Below are 26,127 nucleotides of genomic sequence, written 5' to 3' on the forward strand. Positions count from 1 at the left end.
TTTCCCTGCGTGATAACCTGCCACCCTTTCGCACATCTTCACCCACTCCTTCCATGACTGCTCCCGTCTTCAGCACCCCCCGCGAAGTGCTCGCCGAACTGGCCGAAAAATTCGCCGTCTTCCGTGACCATCTGCCCCTGGCCATCGGCATCAGCCAACAGCTGGCCGGCCTCTACCCCCAGGTGGAAGCCAAGCTGCTGAAGACCGCCCTGTTCCGCCATACCAACTCGGTGCGCTACCTGAAGAACATGGAGAAGGCCACCCAACGCCACGACCTGGAAGGCCAGGCCACCGGGGAAGTGACCGAAGAACATCGCCAGCACGCCGCCACCTTGCTCAAGGAACGCTTCAAGAAGCAGGCCGAGCAACGCCGCGCCGAAGCTGCCGCCAAGAAGGCGGAAGAAGACGCCAAGCAGGCCGAAGCCCAGCGCGCCGCCAAGCTCACCGCCCTGGCCGAGAAGTTCGGCCGCAAGTAACCACCAGGAAAACTGCCATGGCCACCAAAGCCCCCGTTAAAGCCGCTGCCACCGCGGCAAAGCCCGCTAGCAAGACTGTCGCCAAACCTGCTGCAAAACCCGCTGCCAAGGCAGCCACGAAGCCTGCAGCCAAGCCGGTCGTAGCCAAGGCAGCAAGCAGCACCAAGCCCGTGGCAAAGACCGTGGCCCAGCCGGTGACAAAGCCCGCTGCCAAGCCTGCCGCTGCCGCCAAGCCGGCCATCAAGAGCGCCGTTCCCCAGCGCTTGCTGGGCGCAGCCGACCTGATGGGTGCCCTGGACTTGGCCGATGAGTTCTACGCCATCGCCTACAACATCGAAACCTCCCTGCTCAACAGCGGCGCCGTGCCGGGCAAGGATTACAACCGGCTCGACCTTTACAAGCTTGCCCAGCCCTTCGTCCTGGAACTGTTCAAGGGCAACGAGAAGTTCTCCTACGTCTATCCGGCGGTGGAAGTTAACAAGCCCTGAGCCAGCGCTACTCCCACAAAAAAGGCACCCGCGGGTGCCTTTTTCTTTAGCCTCGGCTGCTCCTGAAGGCCGGCCCCGCCTCAATCCCAGGCGGGGTCGGGCAGTTCGGCGAAGACCTGGCGCAGGCGTTCGCCCCATTGGGTGCGAATCTGGTTGAAGTAGGGGTTGTCGGCGCCGATGGTGATGCGGTGGGTCACCTTCAGATCATCGACTTCGTAGACCAGCAGGTCCAGGGGCAGGCCGACGGAGAGGTTGGAGCGGATGGTGGAATCCATGGAGATGAGGGCGCACTTGGAGGCTTCTTCCAGGCTGGTGCCCTTTTTTACCACCCGGTCGATGATGGGCTTGCCGTACTTGGATTCGCCGATCTGAAAATAGGGGGTGTCGTGGGTGGCTTCGATGAAGTTGCCCGCCGCATAGACCATGAAGAGGCGCGGGGATTCGCCCTGGATCTGGCCGCCGAGGATGAAGGAGGCGGCGAACTCGACGCCGAATTCCTTGAGGGCCGCGGCATCCCGCTGGTGCACTTCACGCAGGGCGTCGCCCACCAGGCGGGCGGCCTCGAACATGTTGGGCACGTTGTAGAGGTTGGGCTTGTCGGTGGCGGCCAGGCGCTCGTTGAGCACATTGACCACGGACTGGCTGATGGAGAGGTTGCCGGAGGTCATCAGCACCAGCAGGCGATCCCCGGGGCGTTCCCAGGTACTCATCTTGCGGAAGGTGTTGATGTGGTCCACCCCCGCATTGGTGCGGGAATCAGAAAGGAAAACCAGGCCGGCATCGAGCCGCATTGCCACGCAGTAGGTCATGGTGTCGTCGCCATATTTTTATGGTGGTGAAAAGCAAAACGCCGGCAGCAAAAGCCGCCGGCCCTCCCCCGGTTCGCCCTTTCAGGCGGGCACCAGGAAGTCCTGGGAGATACGGTTGCCCAGGTCGTAGATGTCGTCCATGAATTCCGTCAGGGTTTCATGGAGGCCGCCGGCCAGCACGTCGTCAATGCGAGCGTAGTGCAGGCGGGAATGAAGCAGCCCGGCGCGGCGCAGGGTTTCGCTGGACTGGCGGTTGGCCACCAGGCCCAGCAGGTGGTTCACCTTGTCCAGGCAGTGGTGCAGGGAGCGTGGCATGTCCATGCGCAGCATGAGCAACTCGGCCACCCGGGCCGGGGTGATGGCATCCCGATAGACCTTGCGGTACACCTCGAAGGCGGACAGAGAGCGCAGCAGGGCGGCCCACTGATAGAAGTCGGTGACGCCACCATCCTCTCCTTCCCCATCCCCCACCGGCTCGAGGAAGTGGTACTTCACGTCGAGGATGCGGGCAGTGTTGTCAGCCCGCTCCAGCAGGCCGCCCATGCGGATGAAGTGGGCCGCCTCGTCCTGCAGCAGGGTGCCGAAGGTGACGCCGCGGGTGAGGGCGGAACGCAGTTTCACCCACTCGAAGAACTCGGTGATGCCGCCGGCCATGATCTGCTCGAAGCTTTGGGAACGCAGGTCGATCCAGGCGGCGTTGATGGTTTCCCACATTTCCGTGGTGAGGGTGCCGCGTACGGCGTGGGCGTTCTCCCGCGCGGCCCGCAGGCAGCCGTAGATGGAGGAGAGGTTGGCCTCGTCCCGCACCATGAAGCGCAGGACGTTTTCGGCCGTAGGCTCCCCATAGGCCTTGGCGAAAGGCTGCTCCAGGCTGTTGAGAACGATGATGGCGTTCCAGTTCTGGTTCGCCGCTTCGGGGGACTGGGGCACCAGGGACATCTGGTAGGTGACGTCCAGCAGGCGGGCCAGGTTCTCGGCCCGTTCGATGTAGCGGGCCATCCAGTAGAGGTGATCGGCGGTACGACTGAGCATATGCGGCTCCTTATTTATTAGCCACAGAGGGACAAGCTCGCAGCAGATAGGCCTTGCCTAGAAAAATTGGCTTGGTCATGCAATCGCATTTTCTCTGTGTTCTCTGTGCCCTCTGTGGCAAAGCATTTCATTCCAGCACCCAGGTGTCCTTGGTGCCGCCGCCCTGGGAGGAGTTCACCACCAGGGAGCCTTCCTGCAGGGCCACCCGGGTGAGGCCGCCGGGAACCATGGTCACTTCCTTGCCGGAGAGGACGAAGGGGCGCAGGTCGATGTGGCGCGGCGCCACGCCGGATTCGACAAAGGTGGGGCAGGTAGAGAGGGCCAGGGTGGGCTGGGCGATGTACTTTTCCGGGCTGGCGATGAGGCGCTGGCGGAAGTCCTCGATCTCGGCCTGGGTGGAGGCCGGCCCCACCAGCATGCCGTAGCCGCCGGCGCCATGGACTTCCTTCACCACCAGCTCCGGCAGGTGGGCCAGGGTGTAGGCCAGGTCGTCGGGCTTGCGGCACATGTAGGTGGGCACGTTGTTGAGGATCGGCTCCTCCCCCAGGTAGAAACGCACCATCTCGGGCACATAGGGGTAGATGGACTTGTCGTCGGCCACCCCGGTGCCCACGGCATTGGCGAGGGTCACCTTGCCGGCCCGGTAGGCCTTGAGAATGCCGGGCACGCCGAGCATGGAATCGGCCCGGAAGACCTGGGGGTCGATGAAGTCGTCGTCGATGCGGCGGTAGATCACATCCACCCGCTGGGGACCCTGGGTGGTGCGCATGTAGACCGTGTCGTTATCCACGAAGAGGTCCCGCCCTTCCACCAGCTCCACGCCCATCTGCTGGGCCAGGAAGGTGTGCTCGAAATAGGCGCTGTTGTAGGCCCCGGGCGTCAGCAACACTACGGTGGGGTCGGCCACGCCGTTGGGAGCGGAAGCCCGCAGGGTTTCCAGCAGCAGGTCCGGGTAATGCTCCACCGGGGCGATCTTGTGGCGGGAGAAGAGCTCGGGGAAGAGCCGCATCATCATCTTGCGGTCTTCGAGCATGTAGGAGACGCCGGAGGGCACCCGCAGGTTGTCTTCCAGCACGTAGAACTCCCCGGCCCCGGCCCGCACCAGGTCGACGCCGGCAATATGGGCGTAGATGCCGGCAGGCACATCCACACCCTGCATGACCGGGCGGAACTGGGCATTGCCTTCCACCTGCTCCCGGGGGATGCGGCCAGCCCGCAGGATTTCCTGGCCGTGATAGATGTCGTGCAGGAAGAGGTTGAGGGCTTTCACCCGCTGCTTGAGGCCCGCCTTGAGGCGCTGCCATTCCGCCGCCGGAATGACCCGGGGCAGGATGTCGAAGGGAATCAGGCGCTCGGTGCCGGCCTCTTCGCCATAGACGGCAAAGGTGATGCCGACGCGACGGAAGGCGATGTCGGCCTCGGCCCGCTTGCGGGCGATGCGTTCATCCGCCGTTTCGGCAAGCCAGCGCTGATAGGTCTGGTAGTGGGGGCGTACGGTGGCGTCTGCCCCGTACATCTCGTCGTAGAAGCTGGGCTGGGTCATGATGGTTGCGCCAAAAGGAAGGGCAAGCATCATTTAGCAGGGCCTGTGCCAGGATCATAACCCCTTGATCCACAGGGTTTCCTCGCCACCGCCCGCGCAAAAATAGGGCCTGACGGCGGAATCACGCACCAAGGCGGCGTGTCATGCGCCGCCTTGGTGCAGGGCCGTCAGCGACTGCCCTGGAAGCGGAAGTAGCCGATCAGGCTGCGCAGTTCCTGGGCCGTATCCAGCAGCTGGGCCACGTTGCGCTCGGCTTCGGCGATGGCGCCGGCATTCTCTTCGATCAGGGCGGCAATGTCGGAAACGCTGATGGCCACATCCTGGCTGGCCTGGGACTGCTGTACCGTGGCCTGGGCGATGTGGCCTGCCATCTCGTCGATCTGTTCGCCGTCCCGCACCACCTCTTCAAGGCTGATGCCGGTCTCGTCCATGATGGCATCGTTGCGGCCGACCTGGCTGCCCGCCGCCTCGATGCTGCCGACAGCGCTGCGGGTGACCTGGTGGATTTCCTGCACCATGCCGGCAATCTCGCCGGTCTGCTGGCGGGTGCGGTCGGCCAGTTTGCGCACCTCATCCGCCACCACGGCAAAGCCCCGGCCCGCCTCGCCGGCGCGGGCGGCTTCGATGGCAGCGTTGAGGGCGATGAGGTTGGTCTGGTCGGCGATTTCCTGGATGCCCTGGGTCACCACGCCAATGCGGTTGAGGGACTGGAACAGGGTGGCCATGGTGGCGGAGGCGGCTTCCACCGTCTGCACCACCTCCCGGGACGCCTCGCGGCTCTGGGCCATGCGCTGGCCCACCACAGCGATGCGCTCCCGGGTGTCGCCCACGGCGGTGGCCGCCTGCCGGGCGTCGTCGGAAACCTGCTCGACGGCGGCGCTCATCTCCTCCATGGAGGCGGCAATGCGCCCGACGGATTCGGATTGGGATTCGGACTGGGCGGAGACGCTGGACATCTCCGCATTGAGCTGGGTGGTGTTGTCGCTGACCCGGGCCGCCGCCTCGGCGATCTCCGCCAGCATCACCTTGAGATGGGCCTGGGTGGTGAGCAGGGAATCCTGCAGGCGGCCCACTTCATCCAGGCGCTCATGCCACAGGTTTTCCGAAAGGTCGCCCTGGGCCACCTTGTCCAAGCTGCGGTCAATGTCATCGATGGCGCGGAAGATGCCACCCTGCAAGGCAATCTGGGCCCCACCCGCCAGCAGGCCGGTGATGCTGAGCAGTTGCACCAGGGCAACGATGTTCTCGGCAGTGAATCCCATGCCCTGGCCGAACCAGACGCCGATGCTGGTCAACAGCTGGGCCAGCATGACGAAGAGGGTAAGGCCGGCCATTTTCTTGCGCAGGCTCACCTTGCGCCAGCCGCCGGGCCGGGGCAGGCTGCCACCGCTGCCATTGAGCTTGGCGTAGAGCGCCTCGGCGGACTGGATCTGGGCCCGGGAAGGCTCGGTACGCACCGACATGTAGCCGATGGTCTGACCGCTCTTGCGCACTGGCACCACCAGGGCATCGACCCAGTAAAAATCACCGTTCTTGCAGCGGTTTTTGACGATGCCACGCCAGGGACGGCCTTCCTTCATGGCGGCCCACAGGTCGGCGAAAGCCGCCGGGGGCATGTCGGGGTGGCGCACCAGGTTGTGGCTGACGCCGATCAACTCTTCCCGGGTGAAACCGCTCAGTTCGACAAAAGTGTCGTTGGCGTAGGTGATGCAGCCTTTGAGATCGGTTTTGGAAACAATGTACTTGCCTTTGATAAAGGGCACTTCGACTTGCGTGACGGGCAAATTCTTTTTCATGCGTACTTTCCTGGGTTCCCTGAGTGCCGCCCCGGGAAAAGGCGGAGCGCGTATGTTAATTGAATTTTATTGCAATTACCCGCACGCCCCCGCATCCAGGCAGGCGCAGACCGGTGCAGACGAAAAAAAACCCGGCGTACAACGCCGGGTTTTCGGGAACGCAGGAGAAACGATCAGATGCGTTCGTAGATGGTGGTGATGCCCTGGCCACCGCCGATGCACATGGTGGCCATGCCGTAGCGGGCACCGGTGCGCTGCATTTCGTGCAGCAGCTTGGTGACGATGACTGCACCGGTGGCGCCCACCGGGTGACCCAGGGCGATGGCGCCGCCGTTCACGTTGGTCTTGGCAGGATCCAGACCCAGGCCCTTGGCCACGGCCAGGGATTGGGCGGCGAAGGCTTCGTTGGATTCGATCAGGTCGATCTGGTCCAGGCTCAGGCCGGCCTTTTGCAGGGCCAGCTTGGAGGACGGGATCGGGCCTTCACCCATGATTTCGTTGGGCACACCGGCGATGGCGTAGGAGACCAGGCGGGCGATGGGCTTGTGACCGGCAGCAGCGGCCTTGGCGGCATCGGCCAGGACCAGGAAGGCGGCAGCGTCGTTGATACCGGAAGCGTTGCCGGCGGTGACGGAACCGTCCTTCTTGAAGGCGGGCTTCATCTTGCCCAGGGCTTCCATGGTGGTGGCGCGGGGATGCTCGTCGGTATCGAAAATCACATCGCCCTTCTTGCTCTGCAGGGTGATGGGAACGATCTGGGACTTGAAGCGGCCTTCGGCGATGGCCTTGGCAGCGCGGTTCTGGGATTCCAGGGCGAAGGCATCCTGCTCTTCACGGGTCAGGCCCCACTTGGTCACCAGGTTTTCAGCGGTGATGCCCATGTGGCCAACACCGAAGGGGTCGGTCAGCACGGAAACCATGGCGTCGATAGCCTTGGTGTCGCCCATGCGGGCGCCGGAGCGCAGGGTGGGCATGAGGTAGGCGCCGCGGGACATGACTTCGACACCGCCGGCCAGGGCGTAATCGGCATCACCCAGCATCACGGCCTGGGCGGAGGAAACGATGGCTTGCTGGGAGGAGCCACACAGGCGGTTCACGGCGAAGGCCACGGAATCCATGGACATGCCGCCCTGGATGGTGGCGACGCGGGCCACGTAGGCGTAGCGGGATTCGGTGGGGATACAGTTGCCGACGGTGGCAAAGGTCACGGCCTTGGGATCCACGCCGGCGCGGGCGATGGCTTCCTTGACCACCAGGCCGCCCAGTTCAGCGGGTTCCAGGCCGGACAGGGAACCATTGAAGCCGCCAACGGCGGAACGAACAGCAGACAGAACGACGACATCCTTGCTCATGCGCTTCTCCTTGTTTTAAGACGCTTTATCAGCCCACCCAGACGGCGAGCCCGATCAACAGCAACAACAGCAACCAGAGCACCAGGGCCCGCCAAACCAGGCCCACGGTACTCTGCATGAAATCCACATCCGCTTCCTCACCGACGCCGAGCTCGGCCCGGTCGGTGACCTCGCCCCCCTCTACCAGGGGCTGGCCCAAACGCACGCCGAGGGCGCCGGCGCCGCTGGAGAGGACGATACCCAATTCATGGTCGGCCCATTGGCCGGCCTGGGTGCGCCAGCAATAGACCGCATCCTCGAAATTCCCCACCACAGCGAAGGCGGAAGCCGTGGTACGCAGCGGCAGCCAATCAATGATGGCAAAGATTTGTTGCGAAAATTTGCCGAACTGGCCGAAATCCTCATCGGCCGCCGCCGGCCGTCGGCCCCAGCGCTCCGCCAGGATGCCGGCCAGACGATACAGCACGGCGCCACAGGGGCCGGGCAGAATGACGAACCACAGCACCACGGCAAAAACATGGCGATGGGAAGCTGCCAGAGCCTCCTCGATGGCCAGCCGTGCCACTTCGCTGGAAGACAGCCCCTCGGCGGAACGCCCCCGCCATTCGGCCAGCAGCTGGCGGGCCCGGGGCACATCGCCCATACGCAGGGCCAGGTGGATGTCGGTGAAGTGGTGGCTGAACTGGCGGAAGCCCATGGTCAGGTACAGCACCAGGGCATTCCACACCCAGCCAAGCAGCGGCGACAGGGCGCAGAGCAGATAATAAACGCCTCCGGCCAGCAGCACCGGCGGCAGCACGGCTACCAACCAGGCGATCAGGCCATGACGGGACTCACCGGCGTTGAGGCGGGCTTCCAGGAAATCGGCATAGCGGCCGACAGGTTCCAGCAGGAGACGATTGGGCAGCGGCCGGAACTGTTCGAGGAACAGGGCCGCGATCAGGGAAAAAAGGCTCATCCCGAAATTGAGGCGCGACGTTGGTGGGAAGGCAGGGCCTGAACACCGGCCCCGGAGAGTTCAAACGAAGATAACACATTTCGCCCCCACCTTGCAGATGACGGACGGGAACGGCTAGGCGGGGCCTGGTGCGGCAAGCCGCCGGGCAAGCCCCGGCAGCTCAGGGCCTCAGGGGACCGTTGCAGCCGAGGCGCTCGGCCAGGGAGACGATCATGCCGGCCGTGGCGCCCCAGATGAAATAGTCGCCATAGGGCATGGCAAAGTAATGGCGTAGCTGGCCCCGCCACTCCCGGGAATGGCGCTGGCGGTTGGCCGGGTCGAGGAGGAAGGCCAGGGGCACCTCGAAGACTTCCGCCACTTCGAAGGGGTCGGGGCGCAGGGTGAAGGGCGGGCGCACCAGGCCGACAACCGGCGTCACCCGAAACCCCGTACTGGTGCGGTACTCGGGCAGATAGCCGATGACCTCCACCTGCTCGGGGCCCATGCCGATTTCTTCCTCCGTCTCCCGCAAGGCGGTATGGATGGGGGACTGGTCCAGCGCCTCCACCCGGCCACCGGGAAAACTCACCTGACCAGCGTGATCCCGCAGATGGGAGGTGCGCTGGGTCAGCAGGACGGTCGGCTGGGCCTCCCGCAATACGATGGGAAAGAGGACGGCAGCCGCGGTCAGGGTTTCACTGCCCAGGCCATCCTCCAAGATGGGCGGCACGGCCAAAGGCTCCCTGGCCAGACAATCGCGCAGACGGCCGAGATCCAGCCCGCCGTCGCCCAGAATGCCCAGGCGCCGTTCAGTGGGCTTCGACACCACGCTCCTCGATTTCCGCATGAACGGCCTGCAAGGCGTCCTGCAGGGTTTCTTCGGGCAGGCGGTTGATACGCGTGGAAACCAGATCGGCGGCCTCCACGGCGGCTACCGGCAAACGCTTGCTATCCAGACCAGCGATAAGGCTGGCGGCGGCGCCGACAATCTGCAGCAGCAGTTGGCGTTCGCCCATGAGCATTTCAAGTTCGTCCCGCAGCAGGGAAATTTCCTGATCGCGATGGGGCATGGGGGGGGTCCTCCAGGGGGCATCAATAACGTTTTTTTAGAATCATGCGCTGCCCGTCCCGCTGCATTTCCATGCGGTTGAGGAAACTCATGCCGAGCAGGGCAATGGGCAGGTCGTGCTCATGCACCAGACCATCCACATCGTTGAGGGTGATGTCGCCGATGCGCACGGTAGACAAGCGTACCCGATAAACCCGGGCGTTGCCGTTGGCAGTCTGGGAATAACCGACCTGGGCATTGCGCAGGTCAATGCCCAGGCGCCGGGCATCGGAGGCGCCGATGGAAATCATGGTGGCCCCCGTATCGACGAGAAAGCGCACCGTACCGCCATTCACCGTGCCGGTGGCGAAGAAATGGCCGGCGGCATCGGCGCTCAGGGTCAGGGTGGGATTCTGTTCGGTGGATTGCTGGGAGACAACGCTCTGGCCGACCCGCAAGGTACGGCGCTTGCCTTCCACCTCGACCACGGCAGCACCATCCTCCACCGCCACCAGTTTTACCCCCTGCTCGGTTTTCTGGCCGACTGCCACACCTTTTGGCGGGGCGCCATCGATCACCAGCAGGGCCTTGTTGGGAAAAACACCGGCAATACCGACCTCCACGGCCAAGGCAGGCAGACTCCAGGCAAGGCATAGGCACGCCAGCCAGCGGGCGCTAGAATGGCCCTTCGCTTCCACCGTACAGCGCCCTTTTTCCACCTTCTCCATTACCCGATCTCCCATGCGCCCCGTTGCCATATTCCGCCATTTTCCGACAGAAGGTCCGGGCTATTTTGCCACATTCCTCGAACGCCACGGCGTCGCCTGGGTGCTCATTCCCGTCGATGCGGGAGCGCCGATTCCCGCTTTGGCTGACGCCTACGCCGGCCTCTGCTTCATGGGCGGCCCGATGAGCGTGAATGACCCGCTACCCTGGATCGACGATGCCTGTGCCCTGATCCGCGATGCGGCAGACAAGGGCATTCCGGTGCTCGGTCACTGCCTTGGTGCCCAGCTCATGTCCAAGGCCCTGGGCGGTTCCATCTCCCGCAACCCGGTAAAGGAAATCGGCTGGGGGAGCGCCCGGGTGGAGGTGGGGGAAACATCCCGCCACTGGCTGGACGGGCTGGAGGGAGAATTCCCCGTCTTTCAGTGGCACGGGGAAACCTTCTCCCTGCCTCAAGGCGCCGTGCGGCTGCTGACCAACGACTACTGCGCCAACCAGATGTTTGCCCTCGGCCCCCACCTGGGCATGCAATGCCATGTGGAGATGACGCCGGAGATGATCGCCAGCTGGTGCGAACAGTGGGAAGAGGAAGCCGGCAAGCTGCCGCCCCTGCCGTCAGTGCAAACGCCGCAACTCATGCAGGCGGAAGCGGCACAGCACCTGCCAGCCATGCGCCGCCTGGCGGACCAGTTGTACAGCGCCTGGAGCGCCGGTCTCAAGTGCTGAGGCTACTAGCAGGAGATAAAAAACGGCGCCCGCAGGCGCCGTTTTCTTGACCGCGGTGTAGCTTAATCGCGGAAATTACCGTACTTGATGGGGAAGTCGGTAATCGACTTCTTCACCAGGGTAATGGTTTCCTGCAGCACGTCACGCTTGGCGCCGGTGACGCGCACCGTGTCGCCCTGGATGGCAGCCTGGACCTTGAGTTTGGAATCCTTCACCAGCTTGACGATCTTCTTCGCCAGCTCGCTTTCGATACCGATCTTGATCTTCAGGTCCTGCTTCACCTTGTCGCCGGAAACCTTCTGCACAGCCTGCTGATCCAGGCGCTTGACGCAATCGGGCTCCTTCTTCTCCATTTCGGGGAAGAGGATGGTCTTGATCTGGTCCAACTGGAAGTCGGAATCGCCAAAGACCGTGATGACCTTGTCTTTCTCGTTGAGCTCCACCTTGGCGGTGGTGCCCTTGAAGTCATGGCGGCCGACGATCTTCTTGCCGGTGGAATCAATGGCATTCTTCAGCGCCACCATATCCACTTCGGAGGAAAAGTCGAAAGACGGCATTCCGGCTTCCCTTAACCGAAGTAGCAGACGTAGTGGTAGGGCTCGCCGCTGACTTCGATGTCGAAGCTGGAGTTGCCCGGCACATTGAAGGACTCACCGGCACCGGAAGTCTTCCATTCACTCTCGCCCTTGAGGCGATAGCGGCAGGCACCGGCCACGGTTTCCATGACTTCGGGCGCGCCGGTGTTGAAGGTCAGGCTGGCGGGCAGGATCACGCCTACGGTCTTCTTGGAGCCGTCGGCAAAGATTACGGTGTGGCTGACACACTTGCCGTCAAAGTAGACGTTGGCGGCCTTGACGACGGAAACGTTATCGAATTGAGACATCAGATACCCCAAATTTTCTGGATGATGGTCTTGGAGATGAAACCGAGCATCCCCAGAGACAGAACGAAAAAGAGCACGAACGTGCCGACCTTGCCCGCTTTGGACTTGTAGGCCAGTTCGCCGATGATGAACAGCATGTAGATGATGAAAGCCCCGATCCCGAAAGTGACGCCGAAATCGGAAATCTGGGCTTCCGTGAAGCCGAAGAGGGTGTTTTCCACCGAATTCTCCGCTTAAGCCTTGCGTGCCTTCAGGTTGGCAGCGATACGCATGCGCAGGGCGTTGAGCTTGATGAAGCCGCCCGCATCCTTCTGGTCGTAGGCACCGGCATCGTCCTCGAAGGTGGCAATGGTCGGGTCGAACAGGGAGTCGGTCTTGGAATCGCGGCCGACGACGATGACGTTGCCCTTGTACAGCTTGAGGCGCACGGAACCGTTCACGGTCTGCTGGGTGTAGTCGATCAGGGTCTGCAGGGCCTTGCGCTCCGGTGCCCACCAGTAGCCGTTGTACACCAGGCTGGCGTAGCGAGGCATGAGGTCGTCCTTGAGGTGGGCGACTTCGCGGTCCAGGGTGATGGATTCAATGGCGCGGTGGGCACGCAGCAGGATGGTGCCCCCCGGGGTTTCGTAACAGCCGCGGGACTTCATGCCGACGTAGCGGTTTTCCACCAGGTCCAGGCGGCCGATACCGTGCTTGCCACCCAGCTCGTTGAGCTTGGCCAGCAGTTCGTGGGCCTTCATCTTCTGGCCGTTGATGGCCACCAGGTCACCCTGGACGAATTCCAGGTCCAGGTATTCAGCGGCATCGGGAGCGTTCTCCGGGGAGACGGTCCAGCGCCACATGTCTTCCTCGGCCTCGGCGGCGGGGTTCTCCAGGTGACGGCCTTCGTAGGAGATGTGCAGCAGGTTGGCGTCCATGGAGTAGGGAGAACCGCCCTGCTTGTGCTTCATCTCGACGGGGATGCCGTGCTGCTCGGCATAGGCCAGCAGCTTCTCGCGGGACAGCAGATCCCATTCGCGCCAGGGGGCGATGACCTTGACGCCGGGCTTGAGGGCGTAGGCACCGAGCTCGAAGCGCACCTGGTCGTTGCCCTTGCCGGTGGCGCCGTGGGAGATGGCATCGGCGCCGGTCAGGTTGGTGATCTCGATCAGGCGCTTGGCGATCAGGGGGCGGGCGATGGAGGTGCCCAGCAGGTACTCGCCTTCATAGACGGTGTTGGCGCGGAACATGGGGAAGACGAAGTCGCGCACGAACTCTTCGCGCAGGTCGTCGATGAAGATGTTCTCGGGTTTGATGCCGAACTTCAGGGCCTTGGTGCGGGCCGGTTCCAGCTCCTCGCCCTGGCCCAGGTCGGCGGTGAAGGTCACCACTTCGCACTGGTAGGTATCCTGCAGCCACTTGAGGATGACGGAGGTGTCGAGGCCGCCGGAGTAGGCGAGAACCACTTTCTTGATGTCGCTCATGATGCTTCCCTGCAAAGATTAAGAATTGACGCGGCCCAGGAGCAGATACTCCATCAGGGCCTTCTGGGTGTGCAGCCGGTTCTCCGCCTCATCCCAGACAGCGGACTGGGGACCGTCGATCACTTCAGCGGTCACTTCCTCGCCACGGTGGGCCGGCAGGCAATGGAGGAAAATGGCGTCGGACTTGGCGATACGCATCATGTCGCCGTCGACCTGCCAATCGGCGAAGTCCTTCAGGCGTTCCTCGTTTTCAGCTTCGAAACCCATGGAGGTCCACACGTCGGTGGTGACGATGTCGGCCCCCTTGGCCGCTTCCATGGGATCGCTAAATTGCTCGAAATTGGCGGTGCCGTAGAGGCCCGCCCGTTCCGCTTCCACCTCGTAGCCGGGAGGCGTGGAGACGTGGACGTTGAAATCCAGCACTTCGGCCGCCTGCAGCCAGGTGTTGCAGACGTTGTTGGAATCGCCGATCCAGGCCACGGTCTTGCCCTGGATGGGGCCCCGGTGCTCGATGTAGGTAAAGATGTCGGCCATGATCTGGCACGGGTGGTATTCGTTGGTCAGGCCGTTGATCACCGGCACCCGGGAGTTGGCGGCGAAGCGCTCAATGATCTCCTGCTCAAAGGTACGGATCATGACGATGTCGCTCATGCGGGAGATGACCTGGGCTGCGTCTTCCACCGGCTCGCCGCGGCCCAGCTGGGAATCGCGGGTATTGAGGTAAATGGCGGAACCACCCAGCTGTTGCATACCGGCCTCGAAGGAAAGGCGGGTACGGGTGCTGGCCTTCTCGAAAATCATCACCAGGGTGCGGTCGGTCAGGGGCCAGTACTGCTTGTAGTTCTTGAACTGGTCCTTGATCCAGCGGGTGCGTGCGAACAGATAGTCGAACTCATCCCGGGTGAAGTCCTTGAATTGCAGAAAGTGCTTGATAGACGACATAGCGATCTCCCCTCCCCAACTGCCTCAGGCCGTCAGGAACTCCTTGATCAGGGCGGCCAGGCGTTGCACCAGCTCCTGGGTATCGGCCACGCTGAAGGTCAGCGCCGGCAGCAGGCGCACCACCTTGTCGGCGGTGACGTTGATCAGCAGACCGGCTGCCAGGCCCTTGGCCACCAGTTCGCCGCAGGGGCGATCCAGTTCGATACCGATCATCAGGCCCTTGCCACGGATATCGACAATGCCGGCCACACCGGCCAGCGCCTCGGCCAGGCCGCTGCGGATGGCATCGCCCTGGGTCACGGCATTGGCCAGCAGCTGGTCTTCTTCGATGCAGGCAATGGTGGTCAGGGCAGCCGTGCAGGCCAGCGGATTGCCACCAAAAGTGGAACCGTGATTGCCCGGCCCGAACAGGCCGGCCGCCTTGCCGGCGGTCATGCAGGCGCCCACCGGCACGCCGGAGCCCAGGCCCTTGGCCAGGGTCGCCACGTCAGGCAGGATGCCGGAATGCTGGAAGCCGAACCAGGTGCCGGTACGGCCCATGCCGCATTGCACCTCGTCGCACATCAGCAGCCAGTCCTTTTCGTCGCACAGGCTGCGCAGGCCACGTTGGAATTCGGGGTCGGCTACATGGATGCCACCTTCACCCTGGACCATCTCCAGCAGCACAGCCACCACATTGGGATTCTGCTCGGCGACAGCGCGGATGGCGGGCAGGTCGTTGTAAGGCACCCGCACGAAGCCGGAAACCAGGGGCTCAAAGCCGGCCTGGGCCTTGCGGTTGCCGGTGGCAGAAAGGGTCGCCAGGGTACGGCCATGGAAGGCCTTTTCCATGACGATGACGACCGGGTTATCCACGCCCTTTTTGTGGCCGAAGAAACGGGCCAGCTTGATGGCCGCCTCGTTGGCCTCGCAACCGGAATTGCAGAAAAACACTTCTTCCATGCGGGACAGCCCGGCCAGACGATCGGCCAGTTCTTCCTGCTGGGGAATACGGTAGAGATTGGAGGTATGCAACACCCGGGCGGCCTGGCCGGCGATGGCAGCCACCAGCTTGGGGTGGTTGTGGCCAAGGGTATTCACGGCGATGCCGGAGAGGGCATCGAGATAACGCTTGCCGTCGGTATCGAAAATCCAGTTACCCTCGCCATGGCTGAAAGCCACCGGCAGACGGGCGTAGGTATTCATCAGATGGGGCATGGACCTTGCCTTGAAGTGACGGGCGAGGGGCGCGAGAATGACAAACGGCGGCAAACGCCGCCGCCTTGTTGGCGCCCCCGTACCCAAAGCAGTACTGTATTGAAAAAGGCCACAGTACGGGGTTGCTGAAGGCTGAATATTAAGCGAAAAACCCGCCCTTGTATAGGCGACACCGGCCCCGAGAGGACCGTAAAACCTAGATCAGACAGGACCTGACCATGGCTCGGCTGGCGATATTCAACCAGAAAGGCGGCGTCGGCAAGACGACCACCACGCTCAATCTTGCGGCGGCCAGCATCCGCCACAATCGCCCTCCCCTGCTCCTCGACCTGGACCCCCAGGGACACCTTTCCGGCATCCACGGCGCCGCCCCTGCCGCAGCGGAGCACAGCCTCTTTGCCTTTTACCAGGATCACCGTTCCCTGGCCGAACTGGAGATTCCCTGGCAGAACATCGGCCAGCTCATCCCCTCCCACCAGCAACTGATCAAGGTGGATTCCATCTACGGCAAGGGCCCCACCATCCTCAACAAGCTACGCCAGGGACTGGAGCACCTGGAAAGCGAACAGGGGGAACGCACCACCCTGATCGACTGCTGCCCTTACGTCGGCGTCCTTTCCCTGAATGCCATCTTTGCCGTCGAGCGGGTGCTCATCCCCGTCTCCACCGACTTCCTTTCCCTCCAGGCCGCCCACCATATGGCCCGCACCCTGGACATCCTGGAGCCGGTCATCAAGCGCCGGGTCGCCCAGCGTTACGTCCTCACCCGCTTCGACCGCCGCCGCCGCATGAGCGAAGACATCCGCAGCCGACTGACCGAAGCATTTGGCGAGGAAGTGTGCAAAACGGCGATCTCTGAAAACGTGGCTGTCGCCGAAAGCCCCTCCCTCAACCGGGACGTCTTCACCCACGCCTTTGCCAGCAACGGCGCCCAGGACTATCTGGCCCTGCATGACGAACTGCGGACCTGCGGCTTTCTCTGACCCCGCACTGCAACCGCAGGATAAGCACAACCCGCAATACCCGACATGCCTCACCACCCCACCCGCTAGACGCAAAAAAAGGGCGCCTATGGCGCCCTTGGCAATGACGGAATCTCTTCCTCAACCGGAAAGCAAATCCACCACTTCCTCGAAGCTGGCTCCGGCCCGCCCGGTCACTGCCAGGCGACGCGCTTCCAGCACTTCGCAATCACGATACATCTGGCGCAGCTTGCGTTGCGCCTCGCCTTCATCCCGCCCCTGAATGGTCAGATTGTCCACCACCGAGCCACTGCGGGTACGGATACGGAAACTGAATTTGGTAAAGAAAACGGGCGTCACCTTCAGCCCCTTTAATTCAATGGGATAGCTTCAGTATATGCACCAGAATTTAGGAATGCAATGTAGTAGATTCTTTTTATTAGACATTATCTAACCAAAGCTGGCGAACACCGGCTCTCACATCCGACATCTCAGTAGCCCCAGGTCAACGCTCCGAGTCCACTTTGTGGCGCCCTTCTGCCACCCTTCCCAGCAAAATCAGCCCCGACACCCAGGCACGCTTTCCGCATGACGAAATCCCCTTCCGAGATCCACGACGGCCGTGGCATTTCTGCTAGAATGCTCCGCGGCGCTGGGAGGACTCTCCCTGCGCCAAACAGTCGGCAACACGCCGACATCCACACCACCCCGCCCGCCACCCGCAAGGTTCGAGCGAGTCGATAAGAATACGTGGAGACATGACAACAGAACTGGCCCCCAACTTCGTCATCGTTGGCCTGACCCGGGAGGGACGGAAATTTCGTCCCAGCGACTGGGCGGAACGCCTTTGTGGCGTCATGTCAGCCTTCGGCGCCGAGAAGAAGATGAAATACTCCCCTTTCGTCGGCCCCTGCACCTTTCAAGGTGAAAAAGCCGTTTTTGTCGATGCCCAGCTGGGCCGGCTGGAACCCATGGCTTACAAGTTCATGCTGAACTTCGCCAACGACAATGAGCTGCAGGTCGTGGAAGGCGTGGAACGCCCCAGCAACTGAGCTGCCTCGGCCAAGCCACAACCCAGCACCAGCCCCCCACCCCGGAACATCCCGCAGTCGCAGGAAAATACTCAAGCACCCATCCCAGGACCCCGGTAGCACACAAAAGAAAACGGCACCCGAAGGTGCCGTTTTTCACATCCGCAGACCGGAGGATCTATTAGGCAGCCAGGGCCTTGATCGCAGCGGTCAGGCGGCTCTTGTGGCGAGCAGCCTTGTTCTTGTGGATGATTTTCTTGTCAGCGATGCGGTCGATGGTACCGACGGATTGCTGGAAAACGGTTTGTGCAGCAGCCTTGTCGCCGGCCAGAACGGCCTTTTGGACGCGCTTGATAGCCGTACGCAGCGTGGAGCGCAGGCTGGCATTGTGAGCGCGTTGCTTCTCGGACTGGCGCGCGCGTTTGCGGGCTTGAGCGCTGTTGGCCATGGAATTCTTCCTGAAACGGTGTTGATCGAAAGCGCGCGAGTTTACCGGCAGATCAAAAAAAAGGCAAGGGGAATATTGCCAAGCCCATATTTCCCCACTCTTAGCGTTCCACCGGCGATGCCGCTAATATGGCGCCTTCGCCCCCTGGCTGCGACGGTGGCACGCTTGCATCTCCAGGCGCTTCCGCCGCCGATGCTTTCAGCGTCCGACCGAATCCGCGCCACCCCAGCCAACGCCACCACCGGCCCACCTATATAACAATAGCCATGAACCTGCTTCGCGCCCTCGTCACCGTCAGCGGCATGACGCTGCTTTCCCGCATCCTCGGCTTCGTCCGGGATTTCGTCATCGCCCGAGCCTTCGGTGCCGGCCTGGCCACTGACGCCTTTTTTGTCGCCTTCAAGTTGCCCAACCTGCTGCGCCGCCTGTTTGCGGAAGGCGCCTTTTCCCAGGCCTTCGTCCCCATCCTGGGGGAATACAAGAATCGTCGCGGCACCGAGGAAGCCCGCCATCTGGTGGACCGGGTGGCTACCTTGCTGTTCCTGGCCCTCACCGTCGTCACCGCCCTGGGTGTGGCCGGCGCCCCTATTCTTGTATACCTCTCGGCTCCCGGCTTTGCCGCCGAGCCGGACAAGTTCGAACTGACGGTGAGCCTGACCCGCATCACCTTCCCTTACATATTGTTCATGTCCCTGGTGGCCTTGGCTGGCGGCGTGCTCAATACCTGGAGCCGCTTCGCCCTGCCCGCCTTCACGCCGGTGCTGCTCAATATCAGCTTCATTGGCTTGGCCCTGTTCGCCACGCCCTGGTTCGACCAGCCGGCCCTGGTGCTGGGCTGGGCCGTCTTCCTCGGCGGGGTGCTGCAACTGGCCCTGCAACTGCCGGCCCTGAAAAAGATCGGCATGCTGCCCCGCTTCCGCCTGGACTGGAAGGATGAAGGGGTACGCCGCGTCCTCAAGCTCATGGCCCCGGCCGTGCTCGGCGTTTCCGTCAGCCAGGTGAGCTTGCTCATCAACACCATCTTCGCCTCCTTCCTGGAAAACGGTGCCGTCTCCTGGCTCTATTACGCTGACCGGCTGATGGAGTTCCCCTCCGGCCTGCTGGGGGCTGCCCTCGGCACCATCCTCCTGCCCTCCCTGGCCAAATACCACGCGGATGGCAAAACTGAGGACTACGCCCATCTGCTCGACTGGGGCCTCCGCCTCTGCCTGCTGCTCACCCTGCCCGCCGCCCTGGCCCTGGCCATTCTCGGTGTCCCCCTCATCTCCACCCTCTTCCACCATGGCGCCTTCACCGGCGCCGACGTGCTGCGCACCCGGGAGGCCCTGGCTGCCTACGCCGTCGGCCTCACCGGCCTGATCCTGGTGAAGGTGCTGGCCCCGGGCTTCTACGCCCGGCAGAACATCCGCACCCCGGTGAAGATCGCCCTGATCTCCCTCTTCGCCACCCAGGCCATGAACCTGCTCTTCGTAGTTTTCCTCGACCTGCGCCACGCTGGCCTCGCCCTCTCCATCGGCCTCGCGGCCTGCCTCAACGCCGCCCTGCTTTTCCAGGGCTTACGCCGCCACGCCATTTACACCCCCCGGCCCGGCTGGGCTGGTTTCCTGCTCAAGCTGCTGGTGGCCCTGGCCGCCCTGGGGGCCGCCCTCTGGTTCGGCATGGGCCGGGAAGCGGACTGGCTGGCCTTCGGCGGCCTGCAACGATTGATCCGCCTTTCCCTGCTGGTGGGCGGCGGCATCTTCGCCTACTTTGCCACCCTGGCCCTGCTTGGTTTTAGAATGAAGGACTTCCGGCGCCGGGCGGCCGAATAGGCTACGGGCCGCACTGGCCGGGGCGCCAGACGCCCCCTCGCTCCGGGATTCCATAAAAGGCCGGCCGCCCAGCGGCCCGGCTGCCTACAGGAGGAGATCGAGGTGATACTGGAAAGCAAGAGCTTCACGGACGGCGCCCCCATTCCCGGCGAATTCGCCTTCTGCATTCCCCATGACAGCCACCACGTCTGCCTGGGCGGCAACCGCAATCCCCAACTGCAATGGCGGGAGGTGCCCGAGGGCACCCGCTCCTTCGCCCTCATCTGCCACGACCCAGACGTTCCCTCCCAGGGGGACGACGTCAATCAGGAAGGACGCAGCGTGCCCGCCAGCCTGCCGCGGGTGGATTTCTTCCACTGGGTGCTGATCAACCTGTCCCCGGACACCCGGGAGATTGCCGCCGGTGAATACTCCGGCGACGTCACTCCCCGGGGCAAAAGCGGCCCCGCCAGCCGTAACGGCGCCAGCCACGGCATCAACGATTACACCCACTGGTTTGCCGGCGACCGGGACATGAGCGGCCACTACTTCGGCTACGACGGCCCCTGCCCGCCCTGGAACGACGCGTTGCGCCACCGCTACATTTTCACCCTGTTTGCCCTGGATGTCGCCCAACTGCCCCTGGATGGCCCCTTTACCGGTGCCGATGCGCGGCAGGCCATGGCCGGGCACATCCTCGCCCAGGCCAGCATTACCGGCACCTACAGCCTCAACCCCGCCCTCAAACCCTAGCCAGGCGCGCCAGGGCCTGCTCCAGCGTGCTGCGGGGGCAGGCAAAATTCAGCCGCACAAAGCCTGGCGCCCCGAATTCCCGACCGTCTGACAAACCGATCCCCGCTGCCTCGCAGGCGGCGGCCGGGTCGGCCAGCCCTTTTTCCCGCAGGTCGATCCAGGCCAGATAGGTGGCCTCCGGCAGGGTCATGGCCATGCCAGGCAGGGCGGCCACGGCCTGGGCCACCGCATCCCGGTTGCCCCGCAGGTAATCCAGCAGGGCGCTGCGCCAGGGACCGCCATGGGCATAGGCCGCAGCGCAGGCCGCCAGGCCCAGCACATTCACATGGGGCACGATACCGGCCATGGCCCGGGTGAAGCGACGACGGATGGCACCATCGGGAACCACTGCGAAGGCGCAGGACAGGCCGGGAATGTTGTAGGTCTTGGAAGGCGCCATGAGCGTGACGCTGCGGCGGGCAACCTCCCGCTCCAGGCAGGCGAAGGGCAGGTGCCGGGCCCCAGGCGTCAATTGCAGGTCGGCATGGATTTCGTCGGAACACACCAGCACGTCGTAGCGTTCGCACAGATCGGCCAGGGTCTCCAGCTCCTCCCGCTGCCAGGCCCGCCCTACCGGGTTGTGGGGATGGCAGAGGAGCAGCAGGCGGGGCCGCGGATCGGCCTGCAGCACGGCTTCCAGGGCATCCCAGTCCCAAGCCCAGCGCCCCTCCCGGCACGCCAGGGGAACGCGTACCAGGGACCGCTCCGACAAGACCGGCGCCGAAAGAAAGGGCGGATACACCGGCACCGCCGTGGCCACCGCCTCCCCCGGCCCGGCCAGGGCGCGGCAGGCCACATTGAGGCCGGTCACCAGGCCCGGTAGCCAGACGAGCCAGTCCGCCTCCACCGCCCAACCGTAGTCCCGCACCAGGGCCGCCCGTACCGATTCGACCACCGCCTCGGTGGGGCCGCCGTAACCGAAGACGCCGTGATCCACCCGGGCGTGCAGCGCTGCCAGCACCTCCGGCGGCGAGGCGAAATCCATGTCGGCCACCCACAGGGGCAACACCTCCCGACCGGCATAGCGCCCCCACTTGAAGCTGTCGCTACCCCGCCGCTCCACCGGCGTATCGAAATCAAACGCCCCGCTCATGGCTGCACCTCCAGGAGTTCCGTGTCGTCGTGGGCATAGGCGGGAGTGCAGGCGCAGAGCAGCACCAGGGGCTGGGGGCCTGGATTTTCCAGCCCATGGGCGGTGCCCGGTGGAATGGCTACCGTATCCCCCGCCACCACGGCAAAACGCTCCTCGCCCAGAATCATGACGCCCTGGCCGGCGGTGAAATGGTAAAGCTCCTCCGTCAGGCGATGCCGATGCCGCAGGGTGCGGCCACCAGGGGGCAGCGTTGCCTCCGCCAGGCTCTGGGCCTGGTTGCCCTGCACCAGGGGGTGCATCAGTTCGCGGATGACCGAACCATCCTTGGTGACATAGGGCGTGACATCGGCGTAAGTGCTGAACAGGCGGGGCGTGGTCATGGAAGGTGTCGAATCAAGGCAACGGGAGAAGGGGCATGTTGCCATGGGCGACCACGGATTTCACGGATGCTTTAAGCTGCCCTCCTCCACCCCGGCTTTTCCGCCCACCGCCCCCATCGCCCCCAACCCCGATCTCCGCCCATGCCGACCCGTTTGACTGCCTGCCAGGCCGACATCACCACCCTGCCGGTGGATGCCATCGTGAATGCCGCCAATACCACCCTGCTGGGCGGTGGCGGTGTGGATGGCGCCATCCACCGAGCCGCCGGCCCCGAACTCCTGTCCGCCTGCCGCCCCCTCGGCGGTTGCGCCACCGGCGATGCCAAGCTGACGCCCGGCTTCCGGCTGCCGGCCCGCCACGTCATCCACACCGTCGGGCCCATCTGGCACGGCGGCGGGCAGAACGAGGCCGCCCTGCTCGCCGCCTGCTATCGGCGCTGCCTGGAGATCGCGACGGATGCGGGCTGCACTTCCCTGGCCTTCCCCTGCATCAGCACCGGCGTGTACCGTTTTCCGCCGGAAGCCGCAGCCGCCATCGCCGTACAGCACGTCAGCGAATGGCTTGCCCACCACAACCACCCGCTCCAGGAAGTGATCTTCTGCTGCTTCTCGGCCGAGGATCTGGCCCGCTACCATGCCCTGCTGGCGAAAATCTAACGCCGGAAAAGCAAAAAGCCCGCAGAGCGCGGGCTTTAGCGACGTCCGGAGACGGGATGCTGCAAGAGGGTGGCGGTGAGGGTGGGATTCGAACCCACGTGCCAGGTTTCCCTGACCATCTGATTTCGAGTCAGCGCCGTTATGGCCACTTCGGTACCTCACCGGGGAGGCGAATTCTAGCATGGTCCGACCTCTTTTTGGCCTGACGGCTCCATGGCACAATCCGGGAACTTTTTCCCCGGGTTTCTCCGGAAAGGCGAGGATGCATCAACCGCTGGTCCGCTGGCTGCTGCTTGTCCTGTGTTCCCTTCCCCTGCTGCAGGCCTGTGGGGAAAGGAAGGCTGCGCCATGGCGGGAAAGCGACGAGCTGGTGGTGCTGACCAGCCCCGGCCCCCTGACCTATACCGGCGACGCCAAAGACGGCAAGGATGCCAAGGAAGACAAGGCGGATGCCGGCCTGGGCTTCGAACACGACCTGGTCAGCCTCTTCGCCGCCGAGCTGGGCCGCAAGCTGCGCCTGGAAGTGGTGGGCAACTACCGGGAAGTGCCCCAGGCCCTGCGCCGGGGCAAAGGCCACATGGCCGCCGCCTGGCTGGTCTGGCACCCGGGCAGCAGCAACAGCGAATTCCAGACCACCACCCCCTTCTTCCACAGCAGTCACCTGCTGGTGCAGCACGAAGCCTCCCTGCCCATCACCACCACCGAGCAACTGGCCGGGCGCACCGTGCACGTGGTGGCCCGCAGCCGCCATGCCGACCTGCTGGCCAGCCTGCCGGCCCTGACGCCGCCGGTGCTGGTGCAGGAGCACCCGGAATGGAGCGACCTGGACCTGCTCCAGGCCGTGGCCGAACAGCGCATCGAACTGGCCCTGACCGACGGCCCAGTGCTGGACATCGCCCAGAACTACTACCCCCAGCTCACCTCCAGCCTTGAAGTCGGCGAAGCCCAGCCCATCACCTGGATGTTCCCCAGTGACGCCGACCCGGAACTGGTTTCCAAGGCCGAAGCCTTCCTGGGCCGTATTCACCGGGACGGCACCCTGACCCGCCTGAAGGACCGCTACTTCGGCCACGTGCGCCGCCTCAAGCAGCTGGACGTGGTGCAGTTCCTGGAACGCACCCGCAGCCTGCTGCCGGATTACCGCCCCCTCTTTGAATCGGCCCAGGCCCGCACCGGCATCGACTGGCGCCTCATCGCCGCCCTGGCCTACCAGGAATCCCAATGGGACCCGCTGGCCACCAGCCCCACCGGGGTGCGGGGCATGATGATGCTGACGGAAGAAACCGCGGACCGCCTCGGCGTCGGCAACCGGCTCGACCCGAAGCAGAGCATCAGCGCCGGGGCCCGCTATCTGGCCGATATCCGCGACCAGTTGCCCGCCACCCTGAAGGAGCCCGACCGCACCTGGATGGCCCTGGCGGCCTACAACCTGGGGCTGGGCCACATGAAGGGCGGCCTGGCCATCGCCCCCAGCACCGAGGCGGACCCGGATTCCTGGTTCGAGATGAAGCGGGTGCTGCCCCTGCTCTCCCGCCCCGACTATTACCGTCGCCTGAAAAGCGGCCGCGCCCGGGGGGGCGAGGCGGTGATCATGGTGGAAAACATCCGCATCTTCTACGACATCCTCAACCGCCACGAGCCGCCCTACTTCCCGCCCCTGCCCCCGCCCGACCGGAAGGGCGACAAGAAAGGCAAGAAAAGGCACTGAGCCGAAGACAGGCCGGAGAGGCAATAAAAACGGGCATCTCCGCCCCACCCTACCGGAGAGGCAATAGGGACGCCAAGTGGCGGGCAGGCATGATGCGGATGCCCGTCCTGCTTGCCTCTCAGGGCCATCTCAAAATCAGGGCAATAAAAAAGCCGGGAAACTCCCGGCTTTTTTATTGAGGAAGCGACTCCGCTCAAGCGGCGGCGATCTTCTCCAGACCACCCATGTAGGGACGCAGCACGGCCGGCACGGTGACGGAGCCATCGGCGTTCTGGAAGTTTTCCAGAATGGCCACCAGGGTGCGGCCCACGGCCAGGCCAGAACCGTTGAGGGTGTGCACCAGCTCCGGCTTGTTCTTCTCGTTGCGGAAACGGGCCTGCAGGCGGCGGGCCTGGAAGGACTCGAAATTGGAGCAGGAGGAGATTTCCCGGTAGGTGTTCTGGGCCGGCAGCCACACTTCCAGATCGTAGGTCTTGGCGGCAGAGAAGCCCATGTCGCCGCTGCACAGGGTGACGCGGCGGTAGGGCAGTTCCAGCTTTTCCAGGATCGTTTCGGCGTGGCGGGTCAGTTCTTCATGGGCCTCGGCGGACTTCTCGGGGGCCACGATCTGCACCAGCTCCACCTTGTCGAACTGGTGCTGGCGGATCATGCCCCGGGTGTCGCGGCCGTAGGAGCCGGCTTCGGAACGGAAGCAGGGGGTGTGGCAGACCAGTTTCAGGGGCAGGGCCTCGGCGGCGAGGATTTCGTCGCGCACGATGTTGGTCACCGGCACTTCGGCGGTGGGGATCAGGTACAGGGGCTCGGCATCGGCCCGGGCGATCTTGAACAGGTCTTCCTCGAACTTGGGCAGCTGGCCGGTGCCGAAGAGGCTGGCGGCGTTCACCAGGTAGGGGGTGTAGACCTCGGTGTAGCCGTGCTCGCCGGTGTGGGTGTCGAGCATGAACTGGGCAAGGGCCCGGTGCAGGCGGGCCAGCTGGCCCTTCATGACGGAGAAGCGGGCGCCGGAAATCTTGGCGGCCACGGCGAAATCCAGCTGGCCGAGGGATTCGCCCACGTCGGTGTGATCCTTGACCTCGAAGTCGAAAGTGCGGGGCGTGCCCCAGCGCTTCACTTCCACATTATCGGTTTCGTCCTTGCCCACCGGCACGGTTTCATTGGGCAGGTTGGGAATGGCGGCGACGATGGCGTTGAACTCGCCCAGCAGCTCGGTGAGGCGGGCCTCGGCCTGCTCCAGCTCGGTCTTCATGGCGGCCACCTGGGCCATCACCTCGGAAGCATCCTCGCCCTTGCCCTTCAACATGCCGATCTGCTTGGAAAGGGAATTGCGGCTGGCCTGCAGCTCCTGGGTGCGGGTCTGCAGGGTCTTGCGCTCGGCCTCCAGGGCGGAGAACTGGGTGAAGTCGATAGCCTTGCCGCGGGTCGCCAGGCGGGCAGCCACGGCATCGAGGTCGTTGCGGAGCAGTTGAATGTCGAGCATGGAATCAAAACCTTTTTGCCACAGAGGGCACAGAGATCACAGAGAAAATCGTTTCACGCCGTCGGCAAGCCTGGGCTCGCCAAAGTTGATAAGTAAACCACGTTTCAAGCCAGTTGCCTTCAGGTAGGACAAGACCTGGGCCGATACTGCTTCGGGCAGCGCCCGTTGGGACTTCAGCTCCACCACCACGGCATCGGCCACCACCAGATCAAGGCGCTGGCCGGGCAAAGGGAATATCCCGCAGGGACATTTCATGGCAGAGGGCCTCCTCATAGACACTCTCCAGCAGCCCCGGCCCCAGCAGACGATGCACCTCGATGGCGGCGCCGATAATCTGCTGGGTCAGTTGGTCTGCCATGACACTCGGTGTC

Annotated in this window: 31 protein-coding genes and 1 tRNA gene; 9 read left to right on the forward strand and 23 right to left on the reverse strand. The window is 63.9% G+C overall.

What is annotated here, in order from left to right; translation table 11 throughout:
* Positions 1-53 precede the first annotated feature (53 nt).
* Together AZSI13_RS17735 and AZSI13_RS17740 are read left to right on the forward strand one after the other, a co-directional pair.
* Positions 54-476 (forward strand): ProQ/FINO family protein, encoded by a 423-nt coding sequence (locus tag AZSI13_RS17735; protein ID WP_109041404.1) that lies wholly within the window; start codon positions 54-56, stop codon positions 474-476.
* 17 nt (positions 477-493) lie between these two features.
* The gene (locus AZSI13_RS17740) at positions 494-964 is read left to right on the forward strand and encodes a hypothetical protein (RefSeq protein ID WP_201262368.1); all 471 of its coding nucleotides are present in this window, start codon (positions 494-496) and stop codon (positions 962-964) included.
* 80 nt (positions 965-1,044) lie between these two features.
* Here AZSI13_RS17740 and AZSI13_RS12140 read toward each other — a convergent pair whose 3' ends face one another.
* From AZSI13_RS12140 to AZSI13_RS12180, 9 genes are all read right to left on the reverse strand, one after another.
* Positions 1,045-1,773: a proteasome-type protease gene (locus tag AZSI13_RS12140; protein ID WP_109041406.1), complete on the reverse strand. Its 729-nt coding sequence runs from the start codon at positions 1,771-1,773 to the stop codon at positions 1,045-1,047.
* An 81-nt stretch (positions 1,774-1,854) separates the two neighbouring features.
* A complete protein-coding gene (locus AZSI13_RS12145) occupies positions 1,855-2,805 on the reverse strand; it encodes an alpha-E domain-containing protein (RefSeq protein WP_109041407.1) in 951 nt (316 codons plus the stop codon).
* A gap of 127 nt (positions 2,806-2,932) precedes the next feature.
* On the reverse strand, positions 2,933-4,348 hold the full coding sequence (locus AZSI13_RS12150) for a circularly permuted type 2 ATP-grasp protein (RefSeq protein WP_109041509.1): 1,416 nt from the start codon (positions 4,346-4,348) through the stop codon (positions 2,933-2,935).
* 167 nt (positions 4,349-4,515) lie between these two features.
* Entirely contained in the window at positions 4,516-6,144 is a 1,629-nt protein-coding gene (locus AZSI13_RS12155) for a PAS domain-containing methyl-accepting chemotaxis protein (RefSeq protein WP_109041408.1), read from the reverse strand.
* Between the two features lie 173 nt (positions 6,145-6,317).
* A complete protein-coding gene (locus AZSI13_RS12160; RefSeq protein ID WP_109041409.1) occupies positions 6,318-7,496 on the reverse strand; it encodes an acetyl-CoA C-acyltransferase family protein in 1,179 nt (392 codons plus the stop codon).
* Between the two features lie 28 nt (positions 7,497-7,524).
* Entirely contained in the window at positions 7,525-8,454 is a 930-nt protein-coding gene (locus AZSI13_RS12165; protein WP_109041410.1) for a CobD/CbiB family protein, read from the reverse strand.
* A gap of 160 nt (positions 8,455-8,614) precedes the next feature.
* Positions 8,615-9,169, reverse strand: coding sequence for a CoA pyrophosphatase (locus AZSI13_RS12170; protein ID WP_235609765.1), 555 nt, complete (start codon positions 9,167-9,169; stop codon positions 8,615-8,617).
* Between the two features lie 73 nt (positions 9,170-9,242).
* Positions 9,243-9,503, reverse strand: coding sequence for a hypothetical protein (locus AZSI13_RS12175; protein WP_109041412.1), 261 nt, complete (start codon positions 9,501-9,503; stop codon positions 9,243-9,245).
* Positions 9,504-9,525: 22 nt separating this feature from the next.
* Positions 9,526-10,104 carry a TIGR02281 family clan AA aspartic protease gene (locus tag AZSI13_RS12180; protein WP_235609766.1) on the reverse strand — a complete coding sequence of 193 codons (579 nt, stop codon included), beginning with the start codon at positions 10,102-10,104 and terminating at the stop codon, positions 9,526-9,528.
* Positions 10,105-10,222: 118 nt separating this feature from the next.
* On the opposite strand from AZSI13_RS12180, the gene AZSI13_RS12185 reads away from it, so the two are divergent.
* A complete protein-coding gene (locus AZSI13_RS12185; RefSeq protein ID WP_109041414.1) occupies positions 10,223-10,933 on the forward strand; it encodes a type 1 glutamine amidotransferase in 711 nt (236 codons plus the stop codon).
* 62 nt (positions 10,934-10,995) lie between these two features.
* Here AZSI13_RS12185 and AZSI13_RS12190 read toward each other — a convergent pair whose 3' ends face one another.
* From AZSI13_RS12190 to AZSI13_RS12215, 6 genes are read right to left on the reverse strand one after another with little or no spacing between them, the layout of a single operon-like run.
* The gene (locus AZSI13_RS12190) at positions 10,996-11,490 is read right to left on the reverse strand and encodes a YajQ family cyclic di-GMP-binding protein (protein WP_109041415.1); all 495 of its coding nucleotides are present in this window, start codon (positions 11,488-11,490) and stop codon (positions 10,996-10,998) included.
* A gap of 11 nt (positions 11,491-11,501) precedes the next feature.
* Positions 11,502-11,816: a pyrimidine/purine nucleoside phosphorylase gene (locus tag AZSI13_RS12195; RefSeq protein WP_109041416.1), complete on the reverse strand. Its 315-nt coding sequence runs from the start codon at positions 11,814-11,816 to the stop codon at positions 11,502-11,504.
* Complete coding sequence (locus tag AZSI13_RS12200) at positions 11,816-12,037, reverse strand: DUF2788 domain-containing protein (protein ID WP_109041417.1); 222 nt, start codon at positions 12,035-12,037, stop codon at positions 11,816-11,818. Before AZSI13_RS12200 ends, AZSI13_RS12195 begins: the two co-directional genes overlap by 1 nt.
* Before the next feature lie 12 nt (positions 12,038-12,049).
* Positions 12,050-13,279 (reverse strand): argininosuccinate synthase, encoded by a 1,230-nt coding sequence (locus AZSI13_RS12205; protein ID WP_109041418.1) that lies wholly within the window; start codon positions 13,277-13,279, stop codon positions 12,050-12,052.
* An 18-nt stretch (positions 13,280-13,297) separates the two neighbouring features.
* Positions 13,298-14,221, reverse strand: coding sequence for an ornithine carbamoyltransferase (gene argF / locus AZSI13_RS12210; RefSeq protein WP_109041419.1), 924 nt, complete (start codon positions 14,219-14,221; stop codon positions 13,298-13,300).
* Between the two features lie 24 nt (positions 14,222-14,245).
* The gene (locus AZSI13_RS12215) at positions 14,246-15,418 is read right to left on the reverse strand and encodes an aspartate aminotransferase family protein (RefSeq protein ID WP_109041420.1); all 1,173 of its coding nucleotides are present in this window, start codon (positions 15,416-15,418) and stop codon (positions 14,246-14,248) included.
* Positions 15,419-15,636: 218 nt separating this feature from the next.
* Here AZSI13_RS12215 and AZSI13_RS12220 point away from each other — a divergent pair, with 218 nt between their 5' ends.
* Positions 15,637-16,401, forward strand: a complete 765-nt coding sequence (locus AZSI13_RS12220) for a ParA family protein (RefSeq protein ID WP_109041421.1) — start codon at positions 15,637-15,639, stop codon at positions 16,399-16,401.
* 120 nt (positions 16,402-16,521) lie between these two features.
* On the opposite strand, the gene AZSI13_RS12225 is transcribed toward AZSI13_RS12220, so the two are convergent.
* On the reverse strand, positions 16,522-16,740 hold the full coding sequence (locus AZSI13_RS12225; RefSeq protein WP_109041422.1) for a hypothetical protein: 219 nt from the start codon (positions 16,738-16,740) through the stop codon (positions 16,522-16,524).
* Positions 16,741-17,138: 398 nt separating this feature from the next.
* Here AZSI13_RS12225 and AZSI13_RS12230 point away from each other — a divergent pair, with 398 nt between their 5' ends.
* A complete protein-coding gene (locus tag AZSI13_RS12230) occupies positions 17,139-17,432 on the forward strand; it encodes a DUF3579 domain-containing protein (protein ID WP_109041423.1) in 294 nt (97 codons plus the stop codon).
* 160 nt (positions 17,433-17,592) lie between these two features.
* Here the strand turns inward: AZSI13_RS12230 and rpsT are convergent, their stop codons facing one another.
* Positions 17,593-17,859: a 30S ribosomal protein S20 gene (rpsT, locus tag AZSI13_RS12235; protein WP_109041424.1), complete on the reverse strand. Its 267-nt coding sequence runs from the start codon at positions 17,857-17,859 to the stop codon at positions 17,593-17,595.
* A 266-nt stretch (positions 17,860-18,125) separates the two neighbouring features.
* Here rpsT and murJ point away from each other — a divergent pair, with 266 nt between their 5' ends.
* Positions 18,126-19,670 carry a murein biosynthesis integral membrane protein MurJ gene (gene murJ, locus AZSI13_RS12240; RefSeq protein ID WP_109041425.1) on the forward strand — a complete coding sequence of 515 codons (1,545 nt, stop codon included), beginning with the start codon at positions 18,126-18,128 and terminating at the stop codon, positions 19,668-19,670.
* A gap of 102 nt (positions 19,671-19,772) precedes the next feature.
* Entirely contained in the window at positions 19,773-20,402 is a 630-nt protein-coding gene (locus tag AZSI13_RS12245) for a YbhB/YbcL family Raf kinase inhibitor-like protein (protein ID WP_109041426.1), read from the forward strand.
* Here AZSI13_RS12245 and AZSI13_RS12250 read toward each other — a convergent pair.
* Positions 20,392-21,534 carry a MalY/PatB family protein gene (locus AZSI13_RS12250; RefSeq protein WP_109041427.1) on the reverse strand — a complete coding sequence of 381 codons (1,143 nt, stop codon included), beginning with the start codon at positions 21,532-21,534 and terminating at the stop codon, positions 20,392-20,394. The genes AZSI13_RS12245 and AZSI13_RS12250 overlap by 11 nt on opposite strands.
* Positions 21,531-21,914 carry a cupin domain-containing protein gene (locus tag AZSI13_RS12255; RefSeq protein ID WP_109041428.1) on the reverse strand — a complete coding sequence of 128 codons (384 nt, stop codon included), beginning with the start codon at positions 21,912-21,914 and terminating at the stop codon, positions 21,531-21,533. The genes AZSI13_RS12250 and AZSI13_RS12255 overlap by 4 nt, the downstream gene beginning before the upstream one ends.
* Positions 21,915-22,055: 141 nt before the next feature.
* Here AZSI13_RS12255 and AZSI13_RS12260 point away from each other — a divergent pair, with 141 nt between their 5' ends.
* On the forward strand, positions 22,056-22,571 hold the full coding sequence (locus tag AZSI13_RS12260) for an O-acetyl-ADP-ribose deacetylase (protein WP_109041429.1): 516 nt from the start codon (positions 22,056-22,058) through the stop codon (positions 22,569-22,571).
* 70 nt (positions 22,572-22,641) lie between these two features.
* On the opposite strand, the gene AZSI13_RS12265 is transcribed toward AZSI13_RS12260, so the two are convergent.
* Positions 22,642-22,734: transfer RNA gene (locus AZSI13_RS12265), tRNA-Ser, on the reverse strand.
* Between the two features lie 99 nt (positions 22,735-22,833).
* Here AZSI13_RS12265 and mltF point away from each other — a divergent pair.
* On the forward strand, positions 22,834-24,279 hold the full coding sequence (mltF, locus tag AZSI13_RS12270) for a membrane-bound lytic murein transglycosylase MltF (protein ID WP_165833482.1): 1,446 nt from the start codon (positions 22,834-22,836) through the stop codon (positions 24,277-24,279).
* Between the two features lie 193 nt (positions 24,280-24,472).
* On the opposite strand, the gene serS is transcribed toward mltF, so the two are convergent.
* From serS to AZSI13_RS18230, 3 genes are read right to left on the reverse strand one after another with little or no spacing between them, the layout of a single operon-like run.
* Entirely contained in the window at positions 24,473-25,756 is a 1,284-nt protein-coding gene (serS, locus tag AZSI13_RS12275) for a serine--tRNA ligase (protein WP_109041431.1), read from the reverse strand.
* Between the two features lie 36 nt (positions 25,757-25,792).
* Entirely contained in the window at positions 25,793-25,984 is a 192-nt protein-coding gene (locus AZSI13_RS18225; RefSeq protein WP_197739025.1) for a GxxExxY protein, read from the reverse strand.
* Positions 25,965-26,114, reverse strand: a complete 150-nt coding sequence (locus AZSI13_RS18230) for a GxxExxY protein (protein WP_197739024.1) — start codon at positions 26,112-26,114, stop codon at positions 25,965-25,967. Before AZSI13_RS18230 ends, AZSI13_RS18225 begins: the two co-directional genes overlap by 20 nt.
* Positions 26,115-26,127 lie beyond the last annotated feature (13 nt).

Origin of the sequence: Azospira sp. I13, from assembly GCF_003112695.1 — a bacterium.
In the GTDB taxonomy this organism is placed as follows: domain Bacteria; phylum Pseudomonadota; class Gammaproteobacteria; order Burkholderiales; family Rhodocyclaceae; genus Azospira.